The sequence below is a fragment of the Kitasatospora sp. NPDC058444 genome (assembly GCF_042721415.1).
GTDB lineage: Bacteria > Actinomycetota > Actinomycetes > Streptomycetales > Streptomycetaceae > Kitasatospora.
In genome coordinates, this window is the sequence record NZ_JBHXLL010000004.1 from 223,311 (window position 1) to 247,192 (window position 23,882).

Here is a 23,882-nt window from a genome sequence, read left to right on the forward strand (position 1 = left end):
GGTGACCAGGCGGTTCAGCGACCGGCGATCGCGTGCACGAACTTCGCGCCGTCGATGGTGCCCAGGCCGCTGGCGAGGTCGTAGCCTTCGGTGGCGTTGTAGCCGGTGACGCCGTTCCAGCCGTTGTCGCCCTCCTTGACGTCCACGATGCCGCTCCACTTGCTCGGCATCAGGTTCATGCCGTACAGGCGCCAGTTGAGCTGGCCGAGGCGGTGGCCGGCGAGCTGGTCGGCGAGCGCGACGACGCCGGAGAAGAGCGGGGTGGCCTCGCTGGTGCCGCCGGTGAGGTGCCAGCCGACCGAGGTCGGGTCGTAGGACTCGTAGGTCCAGGCGGCGCCGTCCACGGCCGCGCTCATGCTGATGTCCGGGGTGCCGCGGTGGTTGCCGGTCACGTTGGCCACGCCGGCCTGGTACCACGGGCGCTCGAAGATGCCCGAGACGCCACCGCCGCCGGCGCCGGACTTGTCGTGCCACACCTTGTCGGGCGCGGTGCGCTTGCCGGAGTCGTCCAGGGTGAGCTGGGTGCCGCCGATGGAGGTGACCAGCGGGTCCGAGGACGGCCAGGAGTTGACCTTGTACGGGTACAGGTCGCTGCCGTTCTCCTGGGCGTCGGTGGCGCCGTTGTCGCCGGAGGCGGCGAGCACGGTCACGTTGTGGTCGGCGGCGGCCTGGAAGGCGTACCGCAGGTCGGTGAGCGACTTGAAGTCGCCCTTGTCGTAGCCCGGGAAGGTGTTCTCGGTGGCGCCGAAGCTCTGCGAGATGACGTCGGCCTGGCCGGCCTTGATGAGGGCCTTCTCGGCGTCCATCATCTCGGGCAGACCGGTGGTGCCCTCGGTCTCGGCGACGCCGGTCTCGACCAGGATGATGTGCGCGTCGGGGGCGATCGCGTGGGCGTACTCGACGTCCAGGGTGGTCTCGCCGGCCCAGCCGGTGTGGTCGGGGTTCTTCGGGTCCCAGGTGGGGACGTTGCCCCACTTGACCACCTCGACGTTGGTGTCCGGGATGCCCCACTGCTTGTCGAAGACCTCCAGGTCGTGCTGGATGGTCGGCGAGCCGAAGGAGTCGACGATGACGATCGTGCGGCCCTTGCCGGTGATGCCCTCCTGGTACAGCGGGTTCAGGTTGTAGGCGGCCCGGTACTGGAGCGGCGAGTAGCAGTGGATGCCGACCTGGCTGACGCACTGGGTGGTGCTCAGCGGGGCGGGGCGGCCCTGGGCGCTGTGCTGCCCGAAGGAGGCGGGGCGGACGTGGACGCCCGTGAGGTCGTGCGTGGGGGCGGCGATCGCGGTGCCGGCGGCCGGTACGGCGACGGTGCCGGCCGTGAGGGCGGTGGCCCCCACGGCGAGAAGGGCCAGGGCGCGGCGGAGGGTGGCGGGGCTGCCCATGGGACTCCTTGGGACGCAGGGCCCGACCTGGTTCGGTCGGGTCGGTCCGGCCATCCCATCGATAGCTGCATGATCATGCCATAGTCATTTGGTGGGGTCATCTGATCAAGGAGATGGTCATGCTCGGCCACGCGAAAAGGTAAAGGTCGCCCCAGGGGAAAGTAACCTCCCACCTGGGGCGACGTGGTGACGATGCGTCAGGGGAGTGCCTAGCGCGCCCCGCCGTTGACGTACAGCGTCTGCCCGCTGACGTAGGAGGCCTCCTCGCTGGCGAGGAAGGCGACGACCGAGGCGATCTCCTCCGGCTGCCCGACCCGGCGCAGCGGCGTCCGGGCGGCGACCTCGGTCTGGTGCTCCTCGGCGCTGCTGCCGACCCGTTCGGCGGTGGCCGCGGTCATCGCGGTGGCGATGTACCCGGGCGCGACGGCGTTGACGTTGATGTTGAACGGGCCGAGCTCGATCGCCAGGGTCGCGGTGAGACCCTGGATGCCGGCCTTGGCGGCCGCGTAGTTGGCCTGGCCCCGGTTGCCGAGGGCGGAGCGCGAGCTGAGCGAGACGATCTTCCCGTACTTCTGCGCCACCATGTACTTCTGAGCGACGTGGCTGCAGTTGTACGCGCTGGTCAGGTTGACCGTCAGCACCGCGTCCCAGTCGGACTTGGGCATCTTGAAGAACAGGTTGTCCCGGGTGATCCCGGCGTTGTTGACCAGGATGTGCACCCCGCCGAGGTCTGCCGCGACCTGGGCGAACACCGCCTCCACGGCGTCGTAGTCGGCCACGTCGCAGCCGTACGCCCGGGCGGTGCCGCCCTTGGCGGTGATCTCGGCGACCGTCCCGGCCGCCCGCTCGGCGGTGAGGTCGACGACGGCGACCGCCGCCCCCTCCTCCGCCAGCCGGCGGGCGGTGGCCGCCCCGATGCCCTGTGCCGCGCCGGTCACCACGGCGACCTTCCCCGCGAACCGCGTCATGTGAACTCCTCGGAGATCTGGATCAACATCTGCAACATCTGGGTCGACATCTGGATCGGCAGTCGACGCCAGTCGACGCCAGTCGACGACAGCCGACGATCAACAGCCGACGGGTCGACGGTCGGCAAGCGACGGTCGACGAGCGAAGGACGGCAGCCGGTCAGACGCTCTCGACCAGCACGGCCGTACCCTGCCCCACTCCCACGCACATGGTGGCCAGGCCGCGCCGGGCACCGGTACGGCGCATCCGGTGCAGCAGGGTGGTGAGGATGCGGGCGCCGGAGCCGCCCAGGGGGTGGCCGAGCGCGATCGCGCCGCCGCTCGGGTTGACCACCTCCTCGGCCTGCTCCGGGCTGAACCCGATGCCGTCGGCGGAGGCGAGCGCCTGGGCGGCGAAGGCCTCGTTCAGCTCGGCGGTGTCCAGGTCGGCGAGCGACCAGCCGGCCCGCGCGAGCACCTTCGCCGTGGCCGGCACCGGACCGATGCCCATGACGTCCGGGTGCACCCCGGCCGAGGCGCCGGCCACGTACCGGCCGAGCGGCTGGAGCCCGAGGTCCCGCAGCGCCTCCTCGCCGACCAGGACGAGCCCGGCCGCGCCGTCGTTCATCGGCGAGGCGTTCCCCGCCGTGACCGTGCCGCCGGCGCGGAACACCGGCTTGAGGCCGGCGAGCTTCGCCAGGCTGGTGTCCTCGCGGATGCCCTCGTCGCGGCTCACCGTCACCCCGTCCGGCCGCTCGACCGGGACGAGTTCGGCGTCGAAGTGCCCGTCCTTGCGGGCGGCGCCGGCCCGTCGGTGGCTGCGCAGCGCGAAGGCGTCCTGGCGCTCCCGGCCGATGCCGTACCGGCCGGCCACCTCCTCGGCGGTCTCGCCCATGCTGAGCACGCCGTGCAGTTCGGCCATCCGCGGGTTGGTGAGCCGCCAGCCGAGCCGGGTGTCGAAGGTCTCCATCCGGTGCGGCAGCGCCTCGTCCGGGCGGGGGAGGACGAAGGGGGCGCGGGTCATCGACTCGCAGCCGCCGGCCAGCACCACGTCCGCCTCGCCGGAGCCGATGGCCCGGGCGGCGAGGGTGACGGCCTCCAGGCCGGAGGCGCAGAGCCGGTTGACGGTGGCGCCGGGGACGGTCTCCGGCAGGCCGGCCAGCAGGACGGCCATCCGGGCGGCGTTGCGGTTGTCCTCGCCGGCTTGGTTGGCGGCGCCCCAGTAGACGTCGTCGATCCGGGCGGGGTCGAGCGCGGGAACGTCGGCGAGCAGGGCGCGCAGCACGGTGGCCGAGAGGTCGTCCGGGCGGACCGTGGCGAGTGCGCCGCGCAGCCGGCCGATGGGTGTGCGGCGGGCGGCGGCGAAGTAGACGGGACGCACGTCGTCGGGCTCCTTGTCGGTGGCGGAGGAGGGGGTGCCGATGGTGGGGCGGGGTGCCCGGGGCGGGGTGCCGGTGGGCGGGGTGCCGGTGGGCGGGCTCAGAAGGCGTTGACGCCGGTGAGGGCGCGTCCGATGAGCAGCTGGTGGATCTGGCTGGTGCCCTCGTAGAGGGTCATCACCCGCGCGTCGCGCAGGTACTTGCCGACCGGGTACTCGTCGATGAACCCGTAGCCGCCGAAGACCTGGAGCGCGTTGTTGGCGGCCCGTACGGCGGCCTCACTGGCGTACAGCTTGGCGACGGAGGACTCGGTGGCGAACGGCAGGCCGCGCTCGATGTGGTCGGCGACCTTCCAGGTGAGCAGCCGGGCCGCCTCGACGTCCACGGCGATGCCGGCCAGCAGCTCCTGGACGAGCTGGTGCGAGGCGATCGGCTTGCCGAACTGCTCGCGCTCGCCCGCGTAGCGGACGGCGGCCTCCAGGCAGGCCCGGGCGATGCCGACGCAGCCGGCCGCCACCGACATCCGGCCCTTGGCCAGGGCGGCCATCGCCACCGTGAACCCCTTGCCGACCTCGCCGAGCCGGGCGCTGTCCGGCACCCGGACGTCCTCGAAGGCGAGTCCGGCGGTGGCCTGGCCGCGCAGGCCGAGCTTGCCGTGGATCTCGGTGCGGGTGAAGCCGGGCAGGTCGGTGGGGACCAGGAAGGCGGTGATGCCCCGGTGGCCCCGCTGTTCGGGGGCGTCGCCGCCGGTGCGGGCGAAGACCAGGGCGACGTCGGCCCAGGTGCCGTTGGTGATGAAGGTCTTGGCGCCGCTGATCAGCCAGTCGCCGCCGTCCCGGACGGCCCGGGTGGTGAGGTTGGCGGCGTCCGATCCGGTGCCCGGCTCGGTGAGCGCGAAGCAGCCGAGGGCCTCGCCGGAGGTGAGCCGGGGCAGCCAGTGGCGCTTCTGCTCCTCGGTGCCGAAGGCGTTGACCGACTTGCCGACCAGACCGAGCGAGACCGAGACGATCCCGCGCACGGCCGAGTCGCCGCGCCCGAGTTCCTCCAGGACGAGGCAGTACGCGAGGTGGTCGCCGCCGCTGCCGCCGTACTCCTCCGGGATGGTCAGCCCGAGGAAGCCGACCTTCGCCAGTTTGCCGATGATCGCGCGGTCGACGGACTCGGCGCGGTCCCACTCGGCGGCGTACGGGACGATCTCGCGGTCGGTGAAGGAGGCGGCGAGGTCACGGACGGCGCTCTGCTCCTCGGACAACTCCAGGTTCACGACGGCTCCCGAATCCGGTGTCCAGGGTCCGGTGCGGGGCCGGGCCCGTTAAACTAGCGCTGCAAGTTTTATGGGGGCGACTGTAGCCCCGCCCGGCCCGCGCTGGGAAGGGGCACCTGCCAGAATCGGTCCCCCACGCACCCGACCGGAGGAACCGGAGGCCCCGCCGCGATGGCCCGTCCACGCACCCCGCTGCTCAGCCGCGAGCGCATCGTCGCCGCCGCGCTGCGGCTGATCGACGACGAGGGACTGGACGCCCTCTCCACCCGCCGACTCGCCACCGAGCTCTCGGTCAGCGGGCCCTCGCTCTACAACCACTTCGCGACCAAGGACGAGCTGCTGGACGCGGTGGTGGACAGCGTCATCGGCGAGGTCGACCTGTCGATGTTCGGGACCTCCGACGGGGCCGCCGGGCTTGCGGAGGCCGATGCTTCCGCGGGGACCGCCGGTTCGGCGGAGGCCGACGCTTCCACGGGGACCGCCTGGCCGGAGGCGCTGCGCGACTGGGCGCGCTCCTACCGCGCCGCGCTGGCCGCCCACCCCAACATCGTCCCGGTCCTGGCCCAGGGCCCCGGGCGCCGGCCGAACGCGCTGCGGCTGGCCGACGCGGTCTTCGGCCACCTGGTCGAGTCCGGGTGGCCCCGCGGACAGGCGACCAGGATCGGCGCGCTGATGCGCTACTTCGTCACCGGTTCGGCGCTGGCCTCCTTCGCGGCCGGCTTCCCGGCGGACGCCGAGGTCTACGACGCGGCCGACTACCCCCACCTCGGTGAGGCGCACCGGCTGGCCGGCCACCGGGGGACGGTGGACGAGGGCGCCTTCGAGACCGGGCTGGAGGCGCTGCTCGACGGGCTCGCCCTGCGCTACGCCCGGCTCGCCGAGCGGCCCTGAGCCCGTCGGAACGTTTCGCCTCGCCTTGCCTCGTGACGCTCCGCCTCGCGAGCCCGGCCCGCGGAAACGATTCGGCCCCCGCACCTCCGCGCTGATCGCGCGGGAGTGCGGGGGCCGGGAGTCCGACGGGCGGATCAGCCCATGTCCTCCAGCCGGACGCCCTTGGTCTCCTTCATGAACCTCGCCACGAAGAGGATGGACAGCGCCGCGAAGGCCGCGTAGACCAGGTAGGTCGCCGACAGGTTCCAGCGCGACATGGCCGGGAACGAGACGGTGATCACCCAGTTGGCGATCCACTGCGCGGAGGCGGCGACGGAGAGCGCGGCGGCGCGGATCCGGTTCGGGAACATCTCGCCGAGCATCACCCAGACGACCACGCCCCAGGACATCGCGAAGAACAGCACGAAGGCGTTGGCGGCGACCAGCGCGACGGTGCCCTGGAGATCGGGCAGGGTGAGGTTGTCCCCGCTGCCGGTGGCGGAGGAGAAGGCCCAGCCGGCCGTGCCGAGCGCGACGGCCATGCCGACCGAGCCGATCAGGGCGAGCGGCTTGCGGCCGATGCGGTCGACCAGCACGATCGCGATCACGGTGCCGAGGATGTTGATCACCGAGCCGACGAAGCTGATCAGCAGCGAGTTGCTCTGGTCGATGCCGACCGACTGCCAGAGGATCGACGAGTAGTAGAAGATCACGTTGATGCCGACCAGCTGCTGGAAGACCGACAGGCCGATGCCCACCCAGACGACGGGGAGCAGGCCGAAGCGGCCGCCGAGCAGGTCGCGGAAGCGCGGGCGGTGGTCGGAGGCGATCAGCGTCCGGATCTCCGTGATCCGGGCGTCGGCGTCCACGCCCTCGCCCTCGACCTCGGCGAGCACCTTGCGGGCGTCGTCCAGGCGCTCGGCCTGGATCAGGTAGCGCGGGGACTCGGGGATGACCGAGGAGAGCACGAAGTAGACCGCGGCCGGGACGACGCAGATGCCGAGCATCCACTGCCAGGCCTCCAGCCCGAGCAGCTGGCCGCGGGTGTCGCCGCCGGCCGCCTGCGCCAGCACCCAGTTGACCAGCTGGGATATCGCGATGCCGAGCACGATCGCGGCCTGCTGGAAGGAGGCCAGCCGGCCCCGGTACTTGGTCGGCGCGACCTCGGCGATGTAGGTCGGGGCGATCACCGAGGCGATGCCGATGGCCGCGCCGCCGAGGACGCGCCAGAGCGCGAGGTCCCAGGCGGAGAACGGCAGCATCGAGCCGACGGCGCTGACGGCGAACAGCAGTGCGCCCGCCTTCATGACCTTGATCCGGCCGTACCGGTCGGCGAACCGTCCGGCGAACGCGGCGCCGACCGCCGAGCCCAGCAGCGCCGAGGAGACGATCAGGCCGGTCACGCCGCTTCCGACGCCGAACTTCTCCTGGATCCCGGAGACGGCGCCGTTGATCACGGAGCTGTCGTAGCCGAACAGGAAACCGCCGAGGGCGGCTGCCGCGGTGATGAAGACGACGAAGCCGAGGCGGCCGGGCGCGGGGGCCTCGACCGCCCCGGAGGGCTTCTGGGTGACGCTCACGATCTGACTCCTGGTACTCAACGCTGAGCTCGGTAGCCGAGATCGTAACCCCTATTCGTTTAAGTCTTGTACACCTGGACCCTCAAGTTTCGCTCTGAGAATTCGTAAGGTGAACAAGCAAATTGAGCTGCTCGGGTGCGCCGATCAGGCCGGGGAGGCGAGGGAGAGCCCGAACCGGCCCTGGGGGTCGGTCCACCAGTGGCTCAGCCGCAGCCCGGCCGCCGCCAGCTCCCGGGCCACCCGCTCCCGGCGGAACTTGGCCGACACCTCGGTGCGCAGCTCCTCGCCCCGGGCGAAGTGCACCGGCAGGTCCAGGGCCGGGATCTTCACGGTCTGCGAGCACAGCGAGCGCAGCCGCATCTCGATCCACTCCTGCTCGGCGTCCCAGAGCGCGACGTGCTCGAAGGCGTCCGGGTCGAAGTCCGCGCCCAGTTCGCGGTTCAGCACGTTCAGCACGTTCCGGTTGAACTCGGCGGTCACCCCGGCGGCGTCGTCGTAGGCGGCGACCAGCACCGCCGGGTCCTTGACCAGGTCGGTGCCGAGCAGCAGGAAGTCGCCCGGGTCGAGGGCGGCGCGCAGGCCGCGCAGGAAGGCCGCGCGCTCCGGGGGCAGCAGATTGCCGAGGGTGCCGCCGAGGAAGGCGACCAGGCGCGGCCCGCCCTCCGGCGGCAGTCCGAGCCGGGCGGTGAAGTCGGCGAGCACGCCGTGCACCGCGAGCCCGGGGTACTCGGCGGCGAGCGCGGCGCCGGCCGCGGTCAGCGCGCTCTCGCTGACGTCCACCGGGACGTACGTCTCCAGGGTGCCGAGCGCGCGCAGGGCGTCCAGCAGCAGCCGGGTCTTCTCGGAGGAGCCGGAGCCCAGTTCGACCAGGGTGCGGGCCCCGGTGGCGGCGGCGATCTCGCCGGCCCGGGCGGTCAGGATGGCCCGCTCGGCGCGGGTCGGGTAGTACTCGGGCAGCCGGGTGATCTCCTCGAACAGCTCGCTGCCCCGCGCGTCGTAGAACCACTTCGGCGGCAGCCACTTGGGCTGCGAGGTCAGTCCGTGCTCCACGTCGTGGTGCAGCGCGGTGCTGAAGTGGTCGGCGGGCAGCAGTCGGGTGAGTTCGAATGTGTCCATGACAGGGTGGTTCCTCTGTTCAGAAGATGAAGGGAGAGTGGAGGGTCAGTCGCGACCGGGGAGAGAGTTCACGGTGATGCCGCGCGCGTCCGCCAGCAGCAGCGAACCGTCCGGGACGGCCGTCCAGCCCGGCGCGTCGTCGTACGGCTCGGAGGCCACCACCGTGCCGAGGCCCGGCAGGGTGCGGTGGTACAGGGTGTCGCCCCAGGTGGTCGCGGCGATAGCGGTGCCGTCGGAGAGCAGCAGGTTGAGCCGGCCGGTGGTGTGCGCGGAGACGTCCGCGACGGTGCCCGCCAGCGCCTCGCCGAGCCCCGCGCCGGCCCGCAGCCGGTGCAGGGTGAGCGCCCACAGCAGTGCCGAGTCGGTGCGCGCCTCCAGGTCCAGCAGCTCGGCCGGGGGCAGCAGGGCCGCCAGGGTGTCCAGTTTGCCGGGCCAGCCCGCCACCGCGCCGTTGTGGCTGAACAGCCAGCGCTCGGCGGCGAACGGCGCGGCCGCGCCCTCGCCCGCCGCACAGCCCTCGGTGGCGGAGCGGACGGCGGCCAGCAGCGCCCGGGTGCGGACCACCCGGGCGAGGTCGGCGAAGGTCTCGTCCGCCCAGATCGGCCCGCGCCGGCGGTAGCGGGCGGGCACCTCGTCGCCGTCCGCGTACCAGCCGAGGCCGAAGCCGTCCACGTTGACCGTGCCGTACCGCTGGATCCGGGGCGCCCAGGACTGCCGGTACAGCCCGCACGGCGGGTGCACCAGCAGCTCCTGAGGTGCCAGCGGCTCGCCCAGATAGGCGATGTGACGGCACATCAGGCAGACTCCAGGTCGCGCGCGGTGCGGAACCCGGCGAAGATCTGCCGCCGGACCGGGTAGTCCCAGTTGCGGAACGTGCCCCGGCAGGCGACCGGCGCCACCGCGAAGCAGCCGCCGCGCAGCACCTTGTACTCGGGGCCGAAGAACACCTCCGAGTACTCCTCGTACGGCCAGGCCCGGAAACCCGGGTAGGAGCGGAAGTCGCTCGCCGTCCACTCCCACACGTCGCCGATCAACTGCCGTACACCGTAGGCGGACTGGCCCTTCGGGTAGCTCCCCGCACCGGCCGGCCGCAGGTGGCGCTGGCCGAGGTTGGCGTGCTCGGGGCCGGGCGGCCCGTCGCCCCAGGGGTAGCGGCGGGAGCGGCCGGTGGCCGGGTCGTGCCGGGCCGCCTTCTCCCACTCGGCCTCGGTCGGCAGCCGCCGTCCGGCCCATCGGGCGTAGGCATCCGCCTCGTACCAACTGACGTGCAGGACGGGCTCGTTCGGTTCGACTGGCTCGACGGAGCCGAAGCGCCGGCGCAGCCACTGGCCGTCCTGGTGGCGCCAGAAGAGCGGGGCGGTCAGGTCGGCGCGCCGGCGGTGCTCCCAGCCCTCCGGCGTCCACCAGCGAGGCTCGTCGTAGCCGCCGTCCGCGATGAACCGCTGGTAGGCGGCGTTGGTGACCGGGGTGGTGTCCAGCAGGAAGGCCGGCAGGTCGACGGTGTGTGCCGGGCGCTCGTTGTCCAGCGCCCACGGCTCGGTGTCCGTGCCCATGGTGAACGGCCCTGCGGGGATGAGGACTTCGGCGGGCAGGGTGGCCGCGTCGGCGGGTGCGGGCGGCGGCGGGGGAGCGGCCAGGGCCGGCTCGCCCCTGCGGAGCTGGTGGGTGATCAGCATGGTCTCGTCGTGCTGCTGCTCGTGCTGGGCGATCATCCCGAACGCGAACCCGGCCTCCAGCAGTGGTGCGCCCTCCAGCGGGCTGGCGGCCAGCAGGTCCAGCACCCGGCCGCGCACCTCGTGGGCGTAGGCGCGGGCCTCGGCGGGCGGCAGCAGCGGCAGGCTGGGGCGCTCGGCACGAGGGTGCTGGAAGGCGTCGTAGAGCGGATCGATCTCGGGGTGCATCGGGTCGCGGCCGCCGACGTTGCGCAGCAGCCAGAGCTCCTCCTGGTTGCCGATGTGCGCGAGGTCCCAGACCAGCGGGGACATCAGCGGGGAGTGCTGGGCGGTGAGATCGCCGTCCTCGACGCAGTCGGTCAGCGCGGCGGTGCGGGCGCGGGCGGCCAGCAGCTCGGTGGCGATGCTCTCACGCAGCGCCTCGGTGCCGATGCTGCCGCTGGTGCCGATCATGCCGGTGCCGTCGGTGCCGTCGGTGCCGGCGCGGGTGGTGTCGGCGCCGGTGGTTTCGGCCGGGGCGTCGGTGCGGTCAGTGCCGGCTGCCCCGGTGCCCCCGTGGGGTCGGACGTCTGTCATGGTGCGGCCTCCTCCGGGGGAGTGCGTCGGGTGCCGGAGCGCAGGGCGTCCAGCTGGTCGTCGGCCGGGCAGCGGCCGCGCGCGGGGTAGCGCTCGGCGAACTCCGCGACGGCGGTGCGCAGCCGCCCGGCACCGGGCAGGCGGCCCAGTGCGGCGTCGGCGGCGGCGAAGCAGGCGAGGGCGGCGCGGCGCAGCTCGGGGTCGGCCATCGCCAGGGTGGCGGCGCGGCGCCAGGCCTCGCTGCGCGGCGGGCGCGGACCGTCCGTTCCCGCCCGCCGGTCGATGGCGTCCAGCGGCTCCAGCGCGGCCAGCGCGGCGTCGGCGGCCACCGGGTCCTCCAGCAGTGCGGTGACCAGTGCGGCGACCACCATCCAGCCGTCCCCGGGCTGGGCGTCGATCATCCGCAGCTCCAGGTGGCCGCGCGGGCGCACCGGCGGGAAGAGGGTGGTGCGGTGGTACTCCAAGTCGTCGAGCGTGGGCGGGCGTTCGCCGGCGCCGCGGATCCAGTCGCGGAAGGTCAGCCCGGCCGGGGCCGTCCAAGGAAGGCCCTCGGGCCTTCGCACGCACAGCACTTGGGCGTCCAGCACGTACTGCGCCCACGCCTCGCGCGGATCACCGTGGTCCGGCTCCGGGGAGAGCGTGCGGGTCGGGTCCATCCGGGACCAGACGGTCTGTCGGGTGGACCGGTGGCCGGTCGGACTGCCGTCCAGGATCGGCGAGTTGGCGAAGGCGGCGACCAGTACCGGGCCCAGCAGGTGGGAAAGTCGCCAGCGGCGCTCCACCGTGTGCGGACCGTCCGCGTCACCGGCGTCCAGGCACACCTGCACCGACGCGGTACCGGTCATCATGATCCGGCCCCAGGGCCCGGCGGAGTCGAAGAAGCGCTCCATCGCCAGGTAGCGCGGGTGGTCCAGCACCATCCGTCGGGGGCGGGCCAGGGGGTCCGTCCCGGTGCCGGTGAGTCGAAGGCCCTGCGCCGCGAAGGCGGCCCGCAGGGCGGTCAGATCGCGTCGGGTGTCCTCGACGCAGGCCAGGAGGCCGGTGGCGGGCGGGGAACTGAGCTCGACCTGTCCGCCGGGTTCGAGCGTGAGGCGCGAACCGGAGGGGAGTGAGGTGCCGTCCGGGCCGCCCAGGGGCAGCGAATCCAGTGCGGCGTGGAGCAGTTCCGGCCGCACCGGCCGGGTGGGACATCGATCGTCATGGACGAACCACTCGACCTCCACCCCCACCAGGCGGGGCGGTCCGATCTTGAAGCAGACGCCCGACACATGGCTGCGCGCCCCCGATTCGGTCAGCGGGGTCACCCCCGGTGGGGGTGGTGGCGTGCTCTGCCGGTCGGGCGGAGTGGTGCGGGATACCGGTATCACCGGACTCACCATCCTCGGGATCACGATTGCGGCCCGGTCTACCCTGCCCAGTCTGCTACGGAGCATGCGGGGGCGCCCCGCAAAAATCGGGTGAACGTTCGTTTTCGCAGGTTGGCGGTGTGGCGAACGGGTGAGGACGGGGTTTGCCGGGCAATCGGCGGGCGGCGCCCGGGCCCCGCCCGGCCCGGGCATGTGCCGGGGTCACGGGCGCTCCAGCCGCTCCAGCCGCCGCAGGACGGTCCCGAGCACCGGCCCCGGCAGGGCGTAGTTCAGGCGCAGCGAACCCTCGCCGCCGGGGCCGAAGTCGGCGCCGTCGGAGGCCTCCAGGCCGCAGCGCTCCAGTAGCGCCCGGCGGGCGTCGGCGGACGGCAGACCGAGCGCGGCGGCGTCCAGCCAGAGCAGGTAGGAGGCGCGCGGGGCGGAGCGGACGGCGGGCCCGAGCCGGTCGGTCAGCCGGGTGCGGGCGGCGGCCAGGTGGGCGAGCAGCGCGTCCAGCCACGGGCCGCCCTCGCGCAGCGCGGCCTGCTGCACGGTCTGCTCCAGCAGGCCACCCTCCCAGAGGCCGTAGCCGGCCAGCGCCTCGGCGAACCGGGTGCGCAGTCCCGGGTCGGGGACGAGGGCGAAACTGCTGGGAATGCCGGAGCAGTTGAAGGTCTTGCCGACGGAGTTGAGGGTGACGACGTGGGACCGGTGCGCCGGGTCGGCGGTCGTGACGGCGACGGGGTGGGCCCGGCCGGGGTGGGTGAGGTCGCCGTGCACCTCGTCCGAGACCAGCAGCGCGCCGCTGTCGGCCGCCCACGCGGCGAGGCCGCGCACCGCGCCGATGGGCCACACGGTGCCGGAGGGATTGTGCGGGTTGCTCAGCAGCACGGCTCCGGCGGGGCGGGGGAGCGGGCCGCGCGGGAGCCGGTAGCCGCCCGGGCCCAGGTGCAGGGGCAGCGCGCGGTACGGGAGGCCGGCCGCGCGGCACAGCTGGGCGAAGCCGCCCCACTCGGGGGTGGGGAAGAGGACGGGGGCCTGCGGCCGTACGGTCTCCAGCAGGATGCGCAGCGCGGTGCGCGGGCCGCAGGGCAGCAGCAGGACCCAGTCCGGGTCCACCACGGCGCCGTGCCGGGTGCGGTACCAGTCGGCCACCAGGGTGCGGCCGGCCGGGTCGCAGGCCGTGTAGCCGTACGCGCGGTGGCGGGCACGCCGCTCCAGCGCCTCGGCGACGGCGGGCGGGCCGGGCAGGTCCATGTCGGCGAGGCCCATCGGGATCACCCCGGGGGCGTCCGCGCGGGCCCACTTGCTGCTGCCGGTGCCGGCTCGGTCGAAAGGGGCGTCGAAGTCGAAGTCGGGTTCGAGGTCAGGGGCGGGAGCGGGGTCGGTGGCGCCGGAGACAGATGACAGATTTCGAAATCTGTCATCTGTTCGCTGAAAGCTGTCGTCCGTCATCTGTTCGCCTCCACCCGTCGCCCGTCGTTCGCCAGGTAGGCGGCGAGCCCCCGCCGCCCCCGGCGCATCATCACCGCGTGGTTGGCCCGGAACAGCGGGTGCAGCGGCAGGGCGAGCCGACGCAGCAGGGGTTTGCCGGGCCGGGTGTCCTCCTCGAACAGCACCCGGCTGCCCGCGCCGCCCGCGCTGCCCGCGCCGCCCGCCGCGTCCGGCGTCACCGTGAACCGCGACCACCCGGTCAGGTCGCCCCGCATGATCACCTCCAGCACCCCGGCGACCGGGTCACGCCGGGTCGCCACGAGGCCGACCACCAGCCGGTAGGGCAGCAGGGCGCGGATCACCACGTCCCCGCGGTCCTCGCCGGTCGCCCGGACCTCGCGGATCTCCGGCCACCACAGCGGGTAGCTCCGCACGTCCTCCAGCGCCGCGTACACGGCGGGCGCCGGAGCCGCGAGCCGCCAGACGCCCCGGAATCGGTAGTGGTTGGGATCCACCACCCCACCCTAGTCGGGCCCGGCCCGCCGCAGGGGCGAACACCGTTGGACCGTTGCCGAGTTGGTCCGCGGCGCCGGCCCGACCCGGAGGGCGGGCGTTCCGGAAGGGTCCGTCCGGTGGGAACGGTGCACTCCGCTTGCACCCGTTCGGGGTGCGGGGGAGGATCTTGTGTGCTTGTAGTCTCGACAGTCACAGCAGTGTCCCCAGGGTGCTGCCACCCCAGAACCGGAGTGAAGGAGTCACAGGCATGCGGCGACCGAGCTGGGTACCGGAGGGTACGGACCTGGACAAACCGAACGCCGCGCGGGTCTACGACTACTACCTCGGGGGCTCGCACAACTTCGAGGTCGACCGGGAGATGGCCCGCAAGGCGATCGCCCTGTGGCCGGAGCTGCCCCAGATCATGCGTTCCAACCGCGCGTTCCTGCGCCGCGCCGTGACCTTCCTCGCCGAGCATGGCGTCACCCGCTTCCTGGACATCGGCTCCGGCATCCCGACCTTCAGCGCGGTGCACGAGATCGCCCGGGAGATCCGCCCCGAGGCGAAGGTCGTCTACGTGGACCGCGACCCGGTCGCCGTCGCGCACAGCCGCCTGCTGCTGGAGGGCGACCCGGACAGCGCCGTCGTCCAGGCCGACCTGCGCGACGTGGCCGACCTGCTGGCCCGCCCCGAGGTCGCCGAGCTGCTGGCGGCCGGTGAGCCGGTGGCCGTGCTGCTGGTCGCCGTCGCCCACTTCGTCAGCGACGAGGAGGACCCGTGGAAGCTGATCGGCGTGATCCGTGACGCCCTCCCGCCGGGCAGCGCGCTGGTGCTCTCGCACGCCGCCCTGGAGAGCCGCCCGGACCAGGCCGAGGACCACCAGAAGCTCTACCGGATGACGCCGACCCCGCTGACCATGCGCACCCACGAGCAGATCACCGCGATGTTCTCCGGGTTCGAGCTGGTCGAGCCGGGCGTGGTCCACCTGCCGCTGTGGCGCCCGGACCAGCCCGGGACGGTCGGCGAGCACCCCGAGCGGATCGCCGGGGTGGCGGGCGTGGGGATCCGCCCTTGAGCGGACGCGACGGACGGGGCACCGGCGGCCGTACGCCCGTCGGCGGGACGCGCGGCAGCGGTCGTAGCGGTGGCAGCGGTCGCGGCGGTGGCAGCCGTACCCGCCGAGCGGCCGTCGCCGGGCCCGCCGGAACCGGCGCGCACACCAGAGGAACCAGGTTCAGCAGATGAGTACCACCCCGGTGCGCGGCAACGCGGAGCGGTTCCACGAGGACTGGGCCCGACTGCTCTCCGCCGACCACGGCATCGCCGTCCACCCCGGCCTGCTCGGCCGGCTGGTCGCGCGCACCGCCGCGCTGCTGCACCGCGCCCAGGAGGGCGACCCGTTCGAGCCGCGGCTGGCCGCGCAGGCCGGCGCCGAACTGGTCGACGCGCACTTCACCGACCCGGTGCTGCTGGCCCGGGCGGTCGAGCTGCTCCAGGCGCAGCCCGTCCACGACGACCGCGGCCCGGCCCTGACCGGCGCCTTCGCGGCCGGCTGGGCGGGCGCCCTGCGCGAGCGCACGCTGGTCGAGCAGGAGGCGATCCGCACCGCCGCCGACGCCGCCCGCAAGGAGGCCGAGCGGGCGCTGCGCGCCTCCGAGGCCCGGTTCCGGGCGCTGTTCGAGAGCGCCGCGATCGGCATCGCCATCGGCGACACCGACGGCAACATCCTGGCCGTCAACAAGGCCGTGCAGGAGCTGTTCGGCGCGGGCCCGGAGGACATGGTCGGGCGCCGGGTCGACGACCTCGTGCACCCCGAGGACACCCCGGGCGTGTGGGAGGCGTACGAGGAGCTGATCAGCGGCAAGCGCGACTACTTCCAGTTCGACAAGCCGTACTACCGCCAGGACGGCGAGGTGGTCTGGACCCACCTGACCGTCTCGCTGATCCGCGACGACGACGGCATCCCGCAGTACCAGGTCGCGATGCTGGAGGACGTCACCGACCGCTACCGGCTCCAGGAGCGGCTGCGCCACCAGGCCACCCACGACCCGCTGACCGGCCTGCCCAACCGGGCGGCCTTCTTCGAGCGGCTGGAGAAGCTGTTCGAGGAGCCCGAGCCGGGCGCCCGCTTCGGCCTCTGCTACGTCGACCTCGACGGTTTCAAGGTGGTCAACGACAGCCTCGGCCACGACATGGGCGATCAGCTGCTGGCCGCCGTCGCCGCCCGGTTGAAGGCCGCCCTCAGCCCGCTCGGCCACCTGGTGGCCCGGCTCGGCGGCGACGAGTTCGTCGTCCTGCTGGAGCGGTGCCGGGGCGAGCAGGAGGCGGTGGCCGCCGCGAAGACCGTGCTCAAGGCGCTCTCCGGGCCGGTGCTGATCGGCGACCACAAGCTCGCCGTCGGCGCCAGCGTCGGTGTGCTGGAACGGCGGGTGTCCACCACCACCCCGGGCGCCGCCGTCCGTGCCGCCGACCTCACCCTGTACCGCGCCAAGGAGGCCGGCCGCGGCCGCTGGACCCTGTTCGACCCCAAGGAGAACGCCCGCGCGGTCAGCCGCTACGCGGTGTCGGTGCGGATGCCCGCGGCCCTCGACCGCGGCGAGTTCTTCATCGACTACCAGCCGCTCTACCGCCTCGCGGACGGCCGGCTGGCCGCCGTCGAGGCGCTGGTGCGCTGGCGCCACCCGCAGCTCGGCGTGCTCGGCCCGGACGAGTTCGTCACCACCGCCGAGGAGACCGGGCTGATCATGCCGCTCGGCCGCTGGGTGCTGGAACAGGCCTGCGGCCAGGCCGCGGACTGGATCAAGCGGTACGGCGACGCCGCGCCGCAGCTCAACGTCAACCTGGCCGTCCGGCAGGCCCGCAGCGCCGCGCTGGTCACCGACCTCGACCGGATCCTCGACGGCACCGGACTGGACCCGGCCCGGCTACAGCTGGAGATCACCGAGTCGACCGTGGTCGGACCCGAGGACGAGGCGCTGCGCACCCTGCACGGGCTGGTCGACCTCGGGGTGTCGCTGGCCGTGGACGACTTCGGCACCGGCTGGTCCAACCTCGCCTACCTGCGCGACCTTCCGGTCTCCGGGCTGAAGATCGCCGGCTCCTTCGTCGGCGACCTGCACGAGCCGGGGAAGGACGAGTCCACCGGATGGCGGATCGTCAGCGGACTGGTGTCGATGGCGCACTCGCTCGGGCTGAACGTCACCGCCGAGGGCGTGGAGACCCACCGGGACGCGGAACGGCTGCGGACCATCGGCTGCGACTGGGCGCAGGGGTGGCACTTCGGGCGCCCGGTACGGCCCGAGGAGATCGCCCGGCGGATCGTGGAGGAGCCGGCGGGGCGCCCGGTCGGGTAGTGCCGGATCCTCAACGGCGCCCGGTTCCGCGTCGTGGGTCGCGCTTGCGTACCGGTCCTGCGATGGGTCGGTCCTGATCCGCGAAAGCAACCGACACCCCCGCCCGCCGTGCGGGATGATGGCGCGTCACGATCCACCCCGGAAACCGGCGCGTCCATGGTCACGGCCCCGCGCCCGTCCGGGCTGCGAAAAAAGGGGAACGTCGCATGGGCACGACGGAGGACGCGGACCCGGCCGAGGGCGATCGGCGCGGGCCGAGGCCCCGGTCGGCCGCCGGCGCCGAGCCGGGGAATCCGCCGCGGAGCAGGGCGGAGCGGTGGTCGCGGGGGCGCTGGCGCGGCTCGGAGGCCGCCGCGGACCGGTCCTCCCGGCTCGGGGCGGTTCCGCCCGGCGTGGATCCGCCGACCCGGGTGGACCCGCGGGCCGCGACGCGTCGGGCGCCCGCCATCGCGCCCCGCTTCGATCCGGAGGCCGCGACGCGTCGGATGTCCGGCGCCGCGCCCCGGTTCGACCCGGAGGCGGCCACCCGCCGTACGCCGGATGCCGGGCCGAGGTTCGACCCGTACGCTCCGACGGAGGTCCGGCCGGGCCGACCGGGGCATCCGGAACCTTCGGAACGCTCGAGGGACGCCGGGGTCGCGGGAGCCTCGGGGGTCTCGGGAGCCGCGTGGGTCTCGGGGGTCTCGGGAGCCGCGTGGGTCTCGGGGGTCTCGGGGGGCGTCGACTCGGAGGCGGTGACCGAGGTCGTCCGGCCCAGGTCCGGGGCGGGAGCCGACTCGCCCTCCTGGCAGGACAGCATCGGGCCCGGCGGTCCCACTCCGGCCGGAGGCGCCGGCGGGCCGATGGGTGGGCGTCCGGGCGGGCCGATGGGTGGCCGCCCGGACGAGGCGGCGGGCGGCGGGGCGGTCGGCCCCGAGGGCGGTTTCGGCGACGGCGACCAGGACTCCGACGGCCCGTTCGAGGGCGCCTTCCCGGACGCGCTGCGGAGCCGCTTCATCCCGCTGGGCCGGGCCGGGGCCGGCTCCGAGGGCACCGTCTGGTACGTCCGGCGCACCGACGGAGGCGGCGACGCCGCCGTCAAGGTGGCCGTCGCCGGCCAGCCGATGGACCACGAGCTGCTCGCCCACCTGCGCAACGACGGCTTCCGCCGGCACGTCCCGCACCTGATCGACTTCGGCCGGGTCCGGCACCACGGCGCCCAGGTGGACTGGGTGGCCATGGAGTACCTGCCGGTCACCCTCGCCGCGCACGTCGCCGGGCTGTGGCGGGAGGGCGGTCACGGGGACCGGCGGACCACCGAACAGATCGTCTACGAGCTCGTCGCCCTGCTCGACTTCTGGCAGCGGCGGATCAAGCGCAACCCACTGGACTTCAAGCCCGCCAACATCCTGGTGCGCCCCGGCAGCGGGTCCGGGGAGTTCGTGATCGCCGACTTCGGCGGCGTCGACCGGCTCACCGACAGCCGCCGGTTCACCTCCGCGATGATGGTCACCGTCGCCTACATGGCCCCCGAACAGCTGGCCGGCAAGAACCACCAGGCCGGGCCCTGGTGGGGGCTCGGCAACGTGCTGTACGAGCTGTTCGTCGGCCGCCCGCGCTTCGTCGGCGCGGACGGCGAGCGCCCGGCCGACCAGGAGTTGGAGCTGGAGCTGGTCATGGGCGAGGAGGTGGACCTCGCCGCCGTCCGTGATCCGCGCCAACTGCTCCTGCTCCAGGGGTTGTTCACCAAGAAGCCGGAGGACCGCTGGACCGCGCCGCAGGTCCGCAGCTGGCTGGCCGGCGGCACGCCCGAGGTGATCCGCCGCCGACCGCAGCCGCAGGCCCGGGCGCACCGGCCGGTCACCTTCCTCGGCAACCCGTTCACCGACCCGGTCCGGCTCACCGAGGCGCTGCTCAAGAACTCCGGCGCGGCGGCCCGCTGGCTCTCCACCGGCGGAGCGGAACGGGTGCGCGACTGGCTGCGGGACGAGGTCGAGGACACCGTCTTCGACCTGCACTACCTCTCCGAGGTCGCCCGGGCGCCCGGCTCCCGGCGCGAGTCCGTGGCGGCGGTCGCGGTGCTCGCCCTGGGCGCCGCCTATGCCCCGGGCGCCGTCCCGCACTACCGCGACCGTCCGATCGACACCACCGGCCTGGAACGCGTCGTCACCGCGGCGGACGGCGCCGAGTTCATCGACGAGCTGGTCAAGGGCGGGGCACCGGCCGTGGCCGCCCGCTACGACTGCTTCCACCCCGAGTGCGCGGGAGAGCACTGCTCGCGGCTGCTCGCGCTGGCCGGACTGCCGGAGGTGCTGGCCGAGGTGGACCGGCTGGCCCGCACCGTCGGCGGCGGCCGGCGCGGCGGCGACGGACTCAGCCCGGAGGAGCGGGAGGAGGCGCACCGGCAGGCGGTCTGGCTGAGCATCCGGCCCGAGGAGCGGGCGCGGTTGCTGGGCCGGCTGTCGCCGCTGCCCGCCGCCCTGCACCGGCTGCCGCTGCCCGAGCGGGTGTCGGAGCTCGCGGCCGTGGTGGCCGCCGCGGTGGTGGACGGCGCGCTGACCGTGGGCGCGGGCGCCCGCACCGCCGGACGGACGGTGGCCCGCAGACCGGCGCCCGACCCGGCGGCGGCCACGCCCCGGGACGTGGTGCGCCGCCGCTGGTCCGGGCTGCGGCGCCGAGCGGTGGGCGCCGACCCCGCGCAGCCCGGCGGACGGGCGGCCCTGGTCGCGGCCGAGGCTCTGCGGCGGCGCGGCCGGGGAAGGCCCGAACGGCCCGAGCCGGAGGCCGGGGTCCGGGCGGACGGGCGGGCGGATGGGCGAGCCGACGGGCGGGTGGGCCGGTCGTGGCTCGATCGGCCGGGGCTCAACCGGTCGTGGCTCCACCGGCGCCGACGGCCGCCGGTGGACCGGCGGGGCCGCCTGGCGGCCTGGTGGCCGCACGCCCGTACCGCGCTGCCGCGCCGGGCCGGGGCGGTCCTGCCGCTGCTCCTCGCCTTCGGACTGCTGCTGTGGGCGGGGGCGGTGCTCCGCTACCCGATCGAGGCGGGCGAGAAGCTCGCCATCTCGCCCGCCGGCGCCTTCGGCGGTCACCTGCGCAACGCCGGGGAGCACGCGGCCCGGCAGGTGGTCGGACAGCTCGGCGCGGGACTCGTCGCGGCCGCCGTGATCGCCTTCTTCCCCGCCCGGGTGGGCATCGGCACGGCGCTGCTGACCGGGACCGGGGCCCTCGCCATCGGCTACCTGCGGCTCGGGCCGCCGATGACGGCGCTGGAGACGCCGCAGTCGGTGGCCGACCGGGTGGTCGTGTTCGAGGGCGGGATGGGGAGTTGGGCCGGCATCGCGGCGGTCGTGGCGGTCGTGGTCTCGCTCGTCCTGATCGAACGGGCCTCCCACCGGCTGCTGAAGCCCGCTCAGGAGGCCCGCGAAAAGGTCCGGGAGGCCTGGCGGCAGCTGGACGAGCGGAACGCGGCGGCTTCGCCGGGGGCCGCCGCGAGCGGCGGACGGATGTGGAGCGCGCCGTCCGGGCGGTGGCGGACGGGCGGCGCCGGTACGCGCGACCGGCTGCGGTTCGCGCTCGGGACGACGGCGGTGCTGGTGCTGCTGCTGTGGGCGGCGGTCGAGGTCCGGCTCGCGGCCACCGGGGTGCACCGGACGCCCGGCTCCTGGGGGACGGGGCAGACCGGTGCGGCCTACCAAGCCGGGTTCGTCCTGCTGCTGGCGGTGGTGTCCCTGGTGAGCACCTTCGGGACCCCGGCCACCGCCCGGGGGCTGCTCGTGCTCTGGGTTCCGGCCACCCTGTTCCTGGGGGCCTGGCCGGGGCCGCTGGGTCCGGTCGAGGCGCTGCGGATACCGGTGTTCGAGGGACTGTTCAGGTCGATCGCGGGGCTGTGGGGGCACGGGGCCTTCTGGGCCGCGCTGCTGGTGGCGCTGCCGCTGGCGGCGTACGGGGGGCTGCGGACGGTCCGGGGGCGGGCGGGGCGCGGCTGACGGGTGGCGACTGACGGATTACAGATGACAGCTGACAGATTTCGAAATCTGTCAGCTGTCATCTGTTATCCGTCGCTTGTCCGCTGTTCGCTGTCCGCCGCCCCCGTTGTCCGCTCTCGCGGGTCGCCCGCCGCTGCTCAGCCGACCAGCCGGGAGAGCTCGATCGAGTGTCCCGTCCGCTCCACCTTCGCCCGCAGGTAACGGACGTTGCTCGCCGACAGGTGCACACCCGTCGGCACCCGGTGCCGCACGGTGATCCCCAGCTCGGCCAGCTGCGCCGCCTTGTCCGGGTTGTTGCTCAGCAGGTCGATGCCCGTGGCGCCGAGTGCGGCGAGCATCTGGGCGGCCGCGGTGTAGTCCCGGCCGTCCTCGGGCAGGCCGAGTGCGGTGTTGGCGTCGTACGTGTCCAGACCGGAGTCCTGGAGGGCGTACGCGTCCAGCTTGTTGTAGAGCCCGATGCCGCGGCCTTCCTGGCGCAGGTAGAGCAGGTAGCCGCCGGCCTCGCTGATCCGCTCCACCGACTCGCGCAGCTGAGGCCCGCAGTCGCAGCGGTCCGAACCGAAGACGTCGCCGGTCAGGCACTCGGAGTGCAGTCGCACCAGCGGGGTCCCGTCCTCGGGGACCGTGCCGAGCGCGAGCGCCAGGTGCTCGGCGCCGTCGGCGAGGCCGTGGAAGGTGAAGGTCTCCGCCTGGGCGCGGTAGCCGTCGGGGAAGGTCAGCGGAATGCGCACACGAGAGCGCACCGTGGCGGAGCCGGGCTGCGGCATGGGTGGGCCTCCGGAGGTCGGGGTGGGCCGGGACGAACCGGGCGGGTTCGACCGGACCCGGACGGATCGTGGTGGATCGGAGGTCGACCGTACTAGGTAGTTCCAATTTGAACAACTACCGGTCGGTGGGACGGGGCTCGACCCCGGAGGCGCGCGGCACCCCATCGTCCCCGGCTGTTCCGGCCGGGCCTTCCAGCATGTGGATGGCGCGGGACCCGCGGTGTGGACACTGCGAGACTTGCGCCGTTTCCTGGGCACGTCCCTCAGGCCCGCCGGGACACCGCGCACGCCCCAACGACGACCACGGAAGGGTCCTGACCAGATGCCGATGACCCCCGCCACCTCCCAGTCCTCCTCCTTCGACTCCTCCCTCGGTTCCCTCGACGCCGAGCAGCGCGCGATTGCGGCGCTCTACGCCGAGGTCGTCCGCCGCAACCGGGGCGAGGACGAGTTCCACCAGGCCGTCCACGAGGTGCTGGAGACCCTCGCTCCGGTGCTCGCCCACCGCCCCGAGCTGCTCGACGCCCGGATCATCGAGCGGATCTGCGAGCCCGAGCGCCAGCTGATGTTCCGGGTGCCGTGGACCGACGACTCCGGCGACATCCACGTCAACCGCGGCTTCCGCGTGGAGTTCAGCAGCGCCCTCGGGCCGTACAAGGGCGGGCTGCGCTTCCACCCCTCGGTGAACCTCGGGATCGTCAAGTTCCTCGGCTTCGAACAGATCTTCAAGAACGCCCTCACCGGCCTGCCGATCGGCGGCGGCAAGGGCGGGTCCGACTTCGACCCCAAGGGCCGTTCGGACGCCGAGATCATGCGGTTCTGCCAGTCCTTCATGACCGAGCTCCACCGCCACCTCGGCGAGTACACCGACGTGCCGGCCGGGGACATCGGAGTCGGCGGCCGGGAGATCGGCTACCTCTTCGGCCAGTACAAGCGGATCACCAACCGGTACGAGAGCGGTGTGCTCACGGGGAAGGGCCTCGGCTGGGGCGGCGCGCAGGTCCGTACCGAGGCCACCGGCTACGGCTGCGTCATGTTCACCTCCGAGATGCTGCACAGCCGTGGTGAGAGCCTGGAGGGGCGCCGGGTGGCCGTCTCCGGGTCCGGCAACGTCGCGGTCTACGCGATCGAGAAGGCGCAGCAGCTCGGCGCGACCGTGCTCACCTGCTCCGACTCCTCCGGTTACGTGGTGGACGAGAAGGGCGTCGACCTCGACCTGCTCAAGGAGGTCAAGGAGGTCCGGCGGGGCCGGGTCTCCGACTACGCCCGGCTGCGCGGTGGCCACGTCCGGTTCGTCGAGGGCCCGGGGGTGTGGAGCGTTCCCTGTGACGTCGCCCTGCCCTGCGCCACCCAGAACGAGTTGGCCGAGGCCGACGCGCTGGCCCTGGTGCGCAACGGGGTGCTGGCCGTCGCCGAGGGCGCGAACATGCCCACCACCCCGGAGGCGGTGCGGGTGTTCCAGGAGGCCGGGGTGGCCTTCGGGCCGGGCAAGGCGGCGAACGCGGGCGGCGTCGCGACCAGCGCCCTGGAGATGCAGCAGAACGCCTCGCGCGACTCCTGGACCTTCGAGCACACCGAGGAGCGGCTGGCCGGGATCATGAAGCACATCCACGACTCCTGCTTCACCACCGCCGAGCGGTACGGCCACCCGGGCAACTACGTGGTCGGCGCGAACATCGCCGGCTTCGAGCTGGTCGCGGACGCGATGCTGGCCCAGGGCCTGATCTGAGCC

17 protein-coding genes are annotated in these 23,882 nt (G+C 73.7%); 5 read left to right on the forward strand and 12 right to left on the reverse strand.

The genetic code is table 11. From position 1 onward, the window contains the following. Positions 1–14 precede the first annotated feature (14 nt). The 4 genes from ACFWP2_RS07370 to ACFWP2_RS07385 form a co-directional block, all read right to left on the reverse strand. Entirely contained in the window at positions 15–1,385 is a 1,371-nt protein-coding gene (locus ACFWP2_RS07370; protein ID WP_380449284.1) for a S8 family serine peptidase, read from the reverse strand. A 209-nt stretch (positions 1,386–1,594) separates the two neighbouring features. After that, a complete protein-coding gene (fabG, locus tag ACFWP2_RS07375) occupies positions 1,595–2,353 on the reverse strand; it encodes a 3-oxoacyl-ACP reductase FabG (RefSeq protein ID WP_380449285.1) in 759 nt (252 codons plus the stop codon). Between the two features lie 160 nt (positions 2,354–2,513). Beyond that, positions 2,514–3,713: a thiolase family protein gene (locus ACFWP2_RS07380; RefSeq protein ID WP_380449286.1), complete on the reverse strand. Its 1,200-nt coding sequence runs from the start codon at positions 3,711–3,713 to the stop codon at positions 2,514–2,516. A 98-nt stretch (positions 3,714–3,811) separates the two neighbouring features. Beyond that, positions 3,812–4,975 carry an acyl-CoA dehydrogenase family protein gene (locus ACFWP2_RS07385; protein ID WP_380449287.1) on the reverse strand — a complete coding sequence of 388 codons (1,164 nt, stop codon included), beginning with the start codon at positions 4,973–4,975 and terminating at the stop codon, positions 3,812–3,814. 171 nt (positions 4,976–5,146) lie between these two features. Between ACFWP2_RS07385 and ACFWP2_RS07390 the strand changes: the two genes are divergently transcribed. Next, positions 5,147–5,866, forward strand: coding sequence for a TetR/AcrR family transcriptional regulator (locus ACFWP2_RS07390; RefSeq protein WP_380449288.1), 720 nt, complete (start codon positions 5,147–5,149; stop codon positions 5,864–5,866). A 134-nt stretch (positions 5,867–6,000) separates the two neighbouring features. On the opposite strand, the gene ACFWP2_RS07395 is transcribed toward ACFWP2_RS07390, so the two are convergent. The 7 genes from ACFWP2_RS07395 to ACFWP2_RS07425 form a co-directional block, all read right to left on the reverse strand. Beyond that, positions 6,001–7,425, reverse strand: coding sequence for a sugar porter family MFS transporter (locus ACFWP2_RS07395; RefSeq protein ID WP_380449289.1), 1,425 nt, complete (start codon positions 7,423–7,425; stop codon positions 6,001–6,003). A 144-nt stretch (positions 7,426–7,569) separates the two neighbouring features. Then, positions 7,570–8,541 (reverse strand): L-histidine N(alpha)-methyltransferase, encoded by a 972-nt coding sequence (gene egtD / locus ACFWP2_RS07400; RefSeq protein ID WP_380449290.1) that lies wholly within the window; start codon positions 8,539–8,541, stop codon positions 7,570–7,572. A gap of 45 nt (positions 8,542–8,586) precedes the next feature. Beyond that, on the reverse strand, positions 8,587–9,336 hold the full coding sequence (egtC, locus tag ACFWP2_RS07405; RefSeq protein ID WP_380449291.1) for an ergothioneine biosynthesis protein EgtC: 750 nt from the start codon (positions 9,334–9,336) through the stop codon (positions 8,587–8,589). Continuing rightward, positions 9,336–10,667: an ergothioneine biosynthesis protein EgtB gene (gene egtB / locus ACFWP2_RS07410; RefSeq protein ID WP_380449393.1), complete on the reverse strand. Its 1,332-nt coding sequence runs from the start codon at positions 10,665–10,667 to the stop codon at positions 9,336–9,338. The genes egtC and egtB overlap by 1 nt, the downstream gene beginning before the upstream one ends. A 119-nt stretch (positions 10,668–10,786) precedes the next feature. Next, positions 10,787–12,094 carry an ergothioneine biosynthesis glutamate--cysteine ligase EgtA gene (egtA, locus tag ACFWP2_RS07415; RefSeq protein ID WP_380449292.1) on the reverse strand — a complete coding sequence of 436 codons (1,308 nt, stop codon included), beginning with the start codon at positions 12,092–12,094 and terminating at the stop codon, positions 10,787–10,789. Positions 12,095–12,358: 264 nt separating this feature from the next. Beyond that, positions 12,359–13,591 carry an aminotransferase class I/II-fold pyridoxal phosphate-dependent enzyme gene (locus ACFWP2_RS07420; RefSeq protein WP_380449293.1) on the reverse strand — a complete coding sequence of 411 codons (1,233 nt, stop codon included), beginning with the start codon at positions 13,589–13,591 and terminating at the stop codon, positions 12,359–12,361. Then, positions 13,588–14,085: an SRPBCC family protein gene (locus ACFWP2_RS07425; protein ID WP_380449294.1), complete on the reverse strand. Its 498-nt coding sequence runs from the start codon at positions 14,083–14,085 to the stop codon at positions 13,588–13,590. The genes ACFWP2_RS07420 and ACFWP2_RS07425 overlap by 4 nt, the downstream gene beginning before the upstream one ends. A 248-nt stretch (positions 14,086–14,333) precedes the next feature. On the opposite strand from ACFWP2_RS07425, the gene ACFWP2_RS07430 reads away from it, so the two are divergent. The 3 genes from ACFWP2_RS07430 to ACFWP2_RS07440 all read left to right on the forward strand — a co-directional run bounded on the left by ACFWP2_RS07430 (position 14,334) and on the right by ACFWP2_RS07440 (position 21,383). Further along, on the forward strand, positions 14,334–15,140 hold the full coding sequence (locus ACFWP2_RS07430) for an SAM-dependent methyltransferase (protein WP_380449295.1): 807 nt from the start codon (positions 14,334–14,336) through the stop codon (positions 15,138–15,140). 166 nt (positions 15,141–15,306) lie between these two features. Continuing rightward, entirely contained in the window at positions 15,307–17,418 is a 2,112-nt protein-coding gene (locus ACFWP2_RS07435; RefSeq protein WP_380449296.1) for a putative bifunctional diguanylate cyclase/phosphodiesterase, read from the forward strand. Between the two features lie 866 nt (positions 17,419–18,284). Then, positions 18,285–21,383, forward strand: coding sequence for a hypothetical protein (locus tag ACFWP2_RS07440; protein ID WP_380449297.1), 3,099 nt, complete (start codon positions 18,285–18,287; stop codon positions 21,381–21,383). A 137-nt stretch (positions 21,384–21,520) separates the two neighbouring features. On the opposite strand, the gene ribA is transcribed toward ACFWP2_RS07440, so the two are convergent. Next, positions 21,521–22,150, reverse strand: coding sequence for a GTP cyclohydrolase II (gene ribA / locus ACFWP2_RS07445; protein WP_380449298.1), 630 nt, complete (start codon positions 22,148–22,150; stop codon positions 21,521–21,523). Positions 22,151–22,478: 328 nt separating this feature from the next. On the opposite strand from ribA, the gene gdhA reads away from it, so the two are divergent. Then, entirely contained in the window at positions 22,479–23,879 is a 1,401-nt protein-coding gene (gdhA, locus tag ACFWP2_RS07450; protein ID WP_380449394.1) for an NADP-specific glutamate dehydrogenase, read from the forward strand. Positions 23,880–23,882 lie beyond the last annotated feature (3 nt).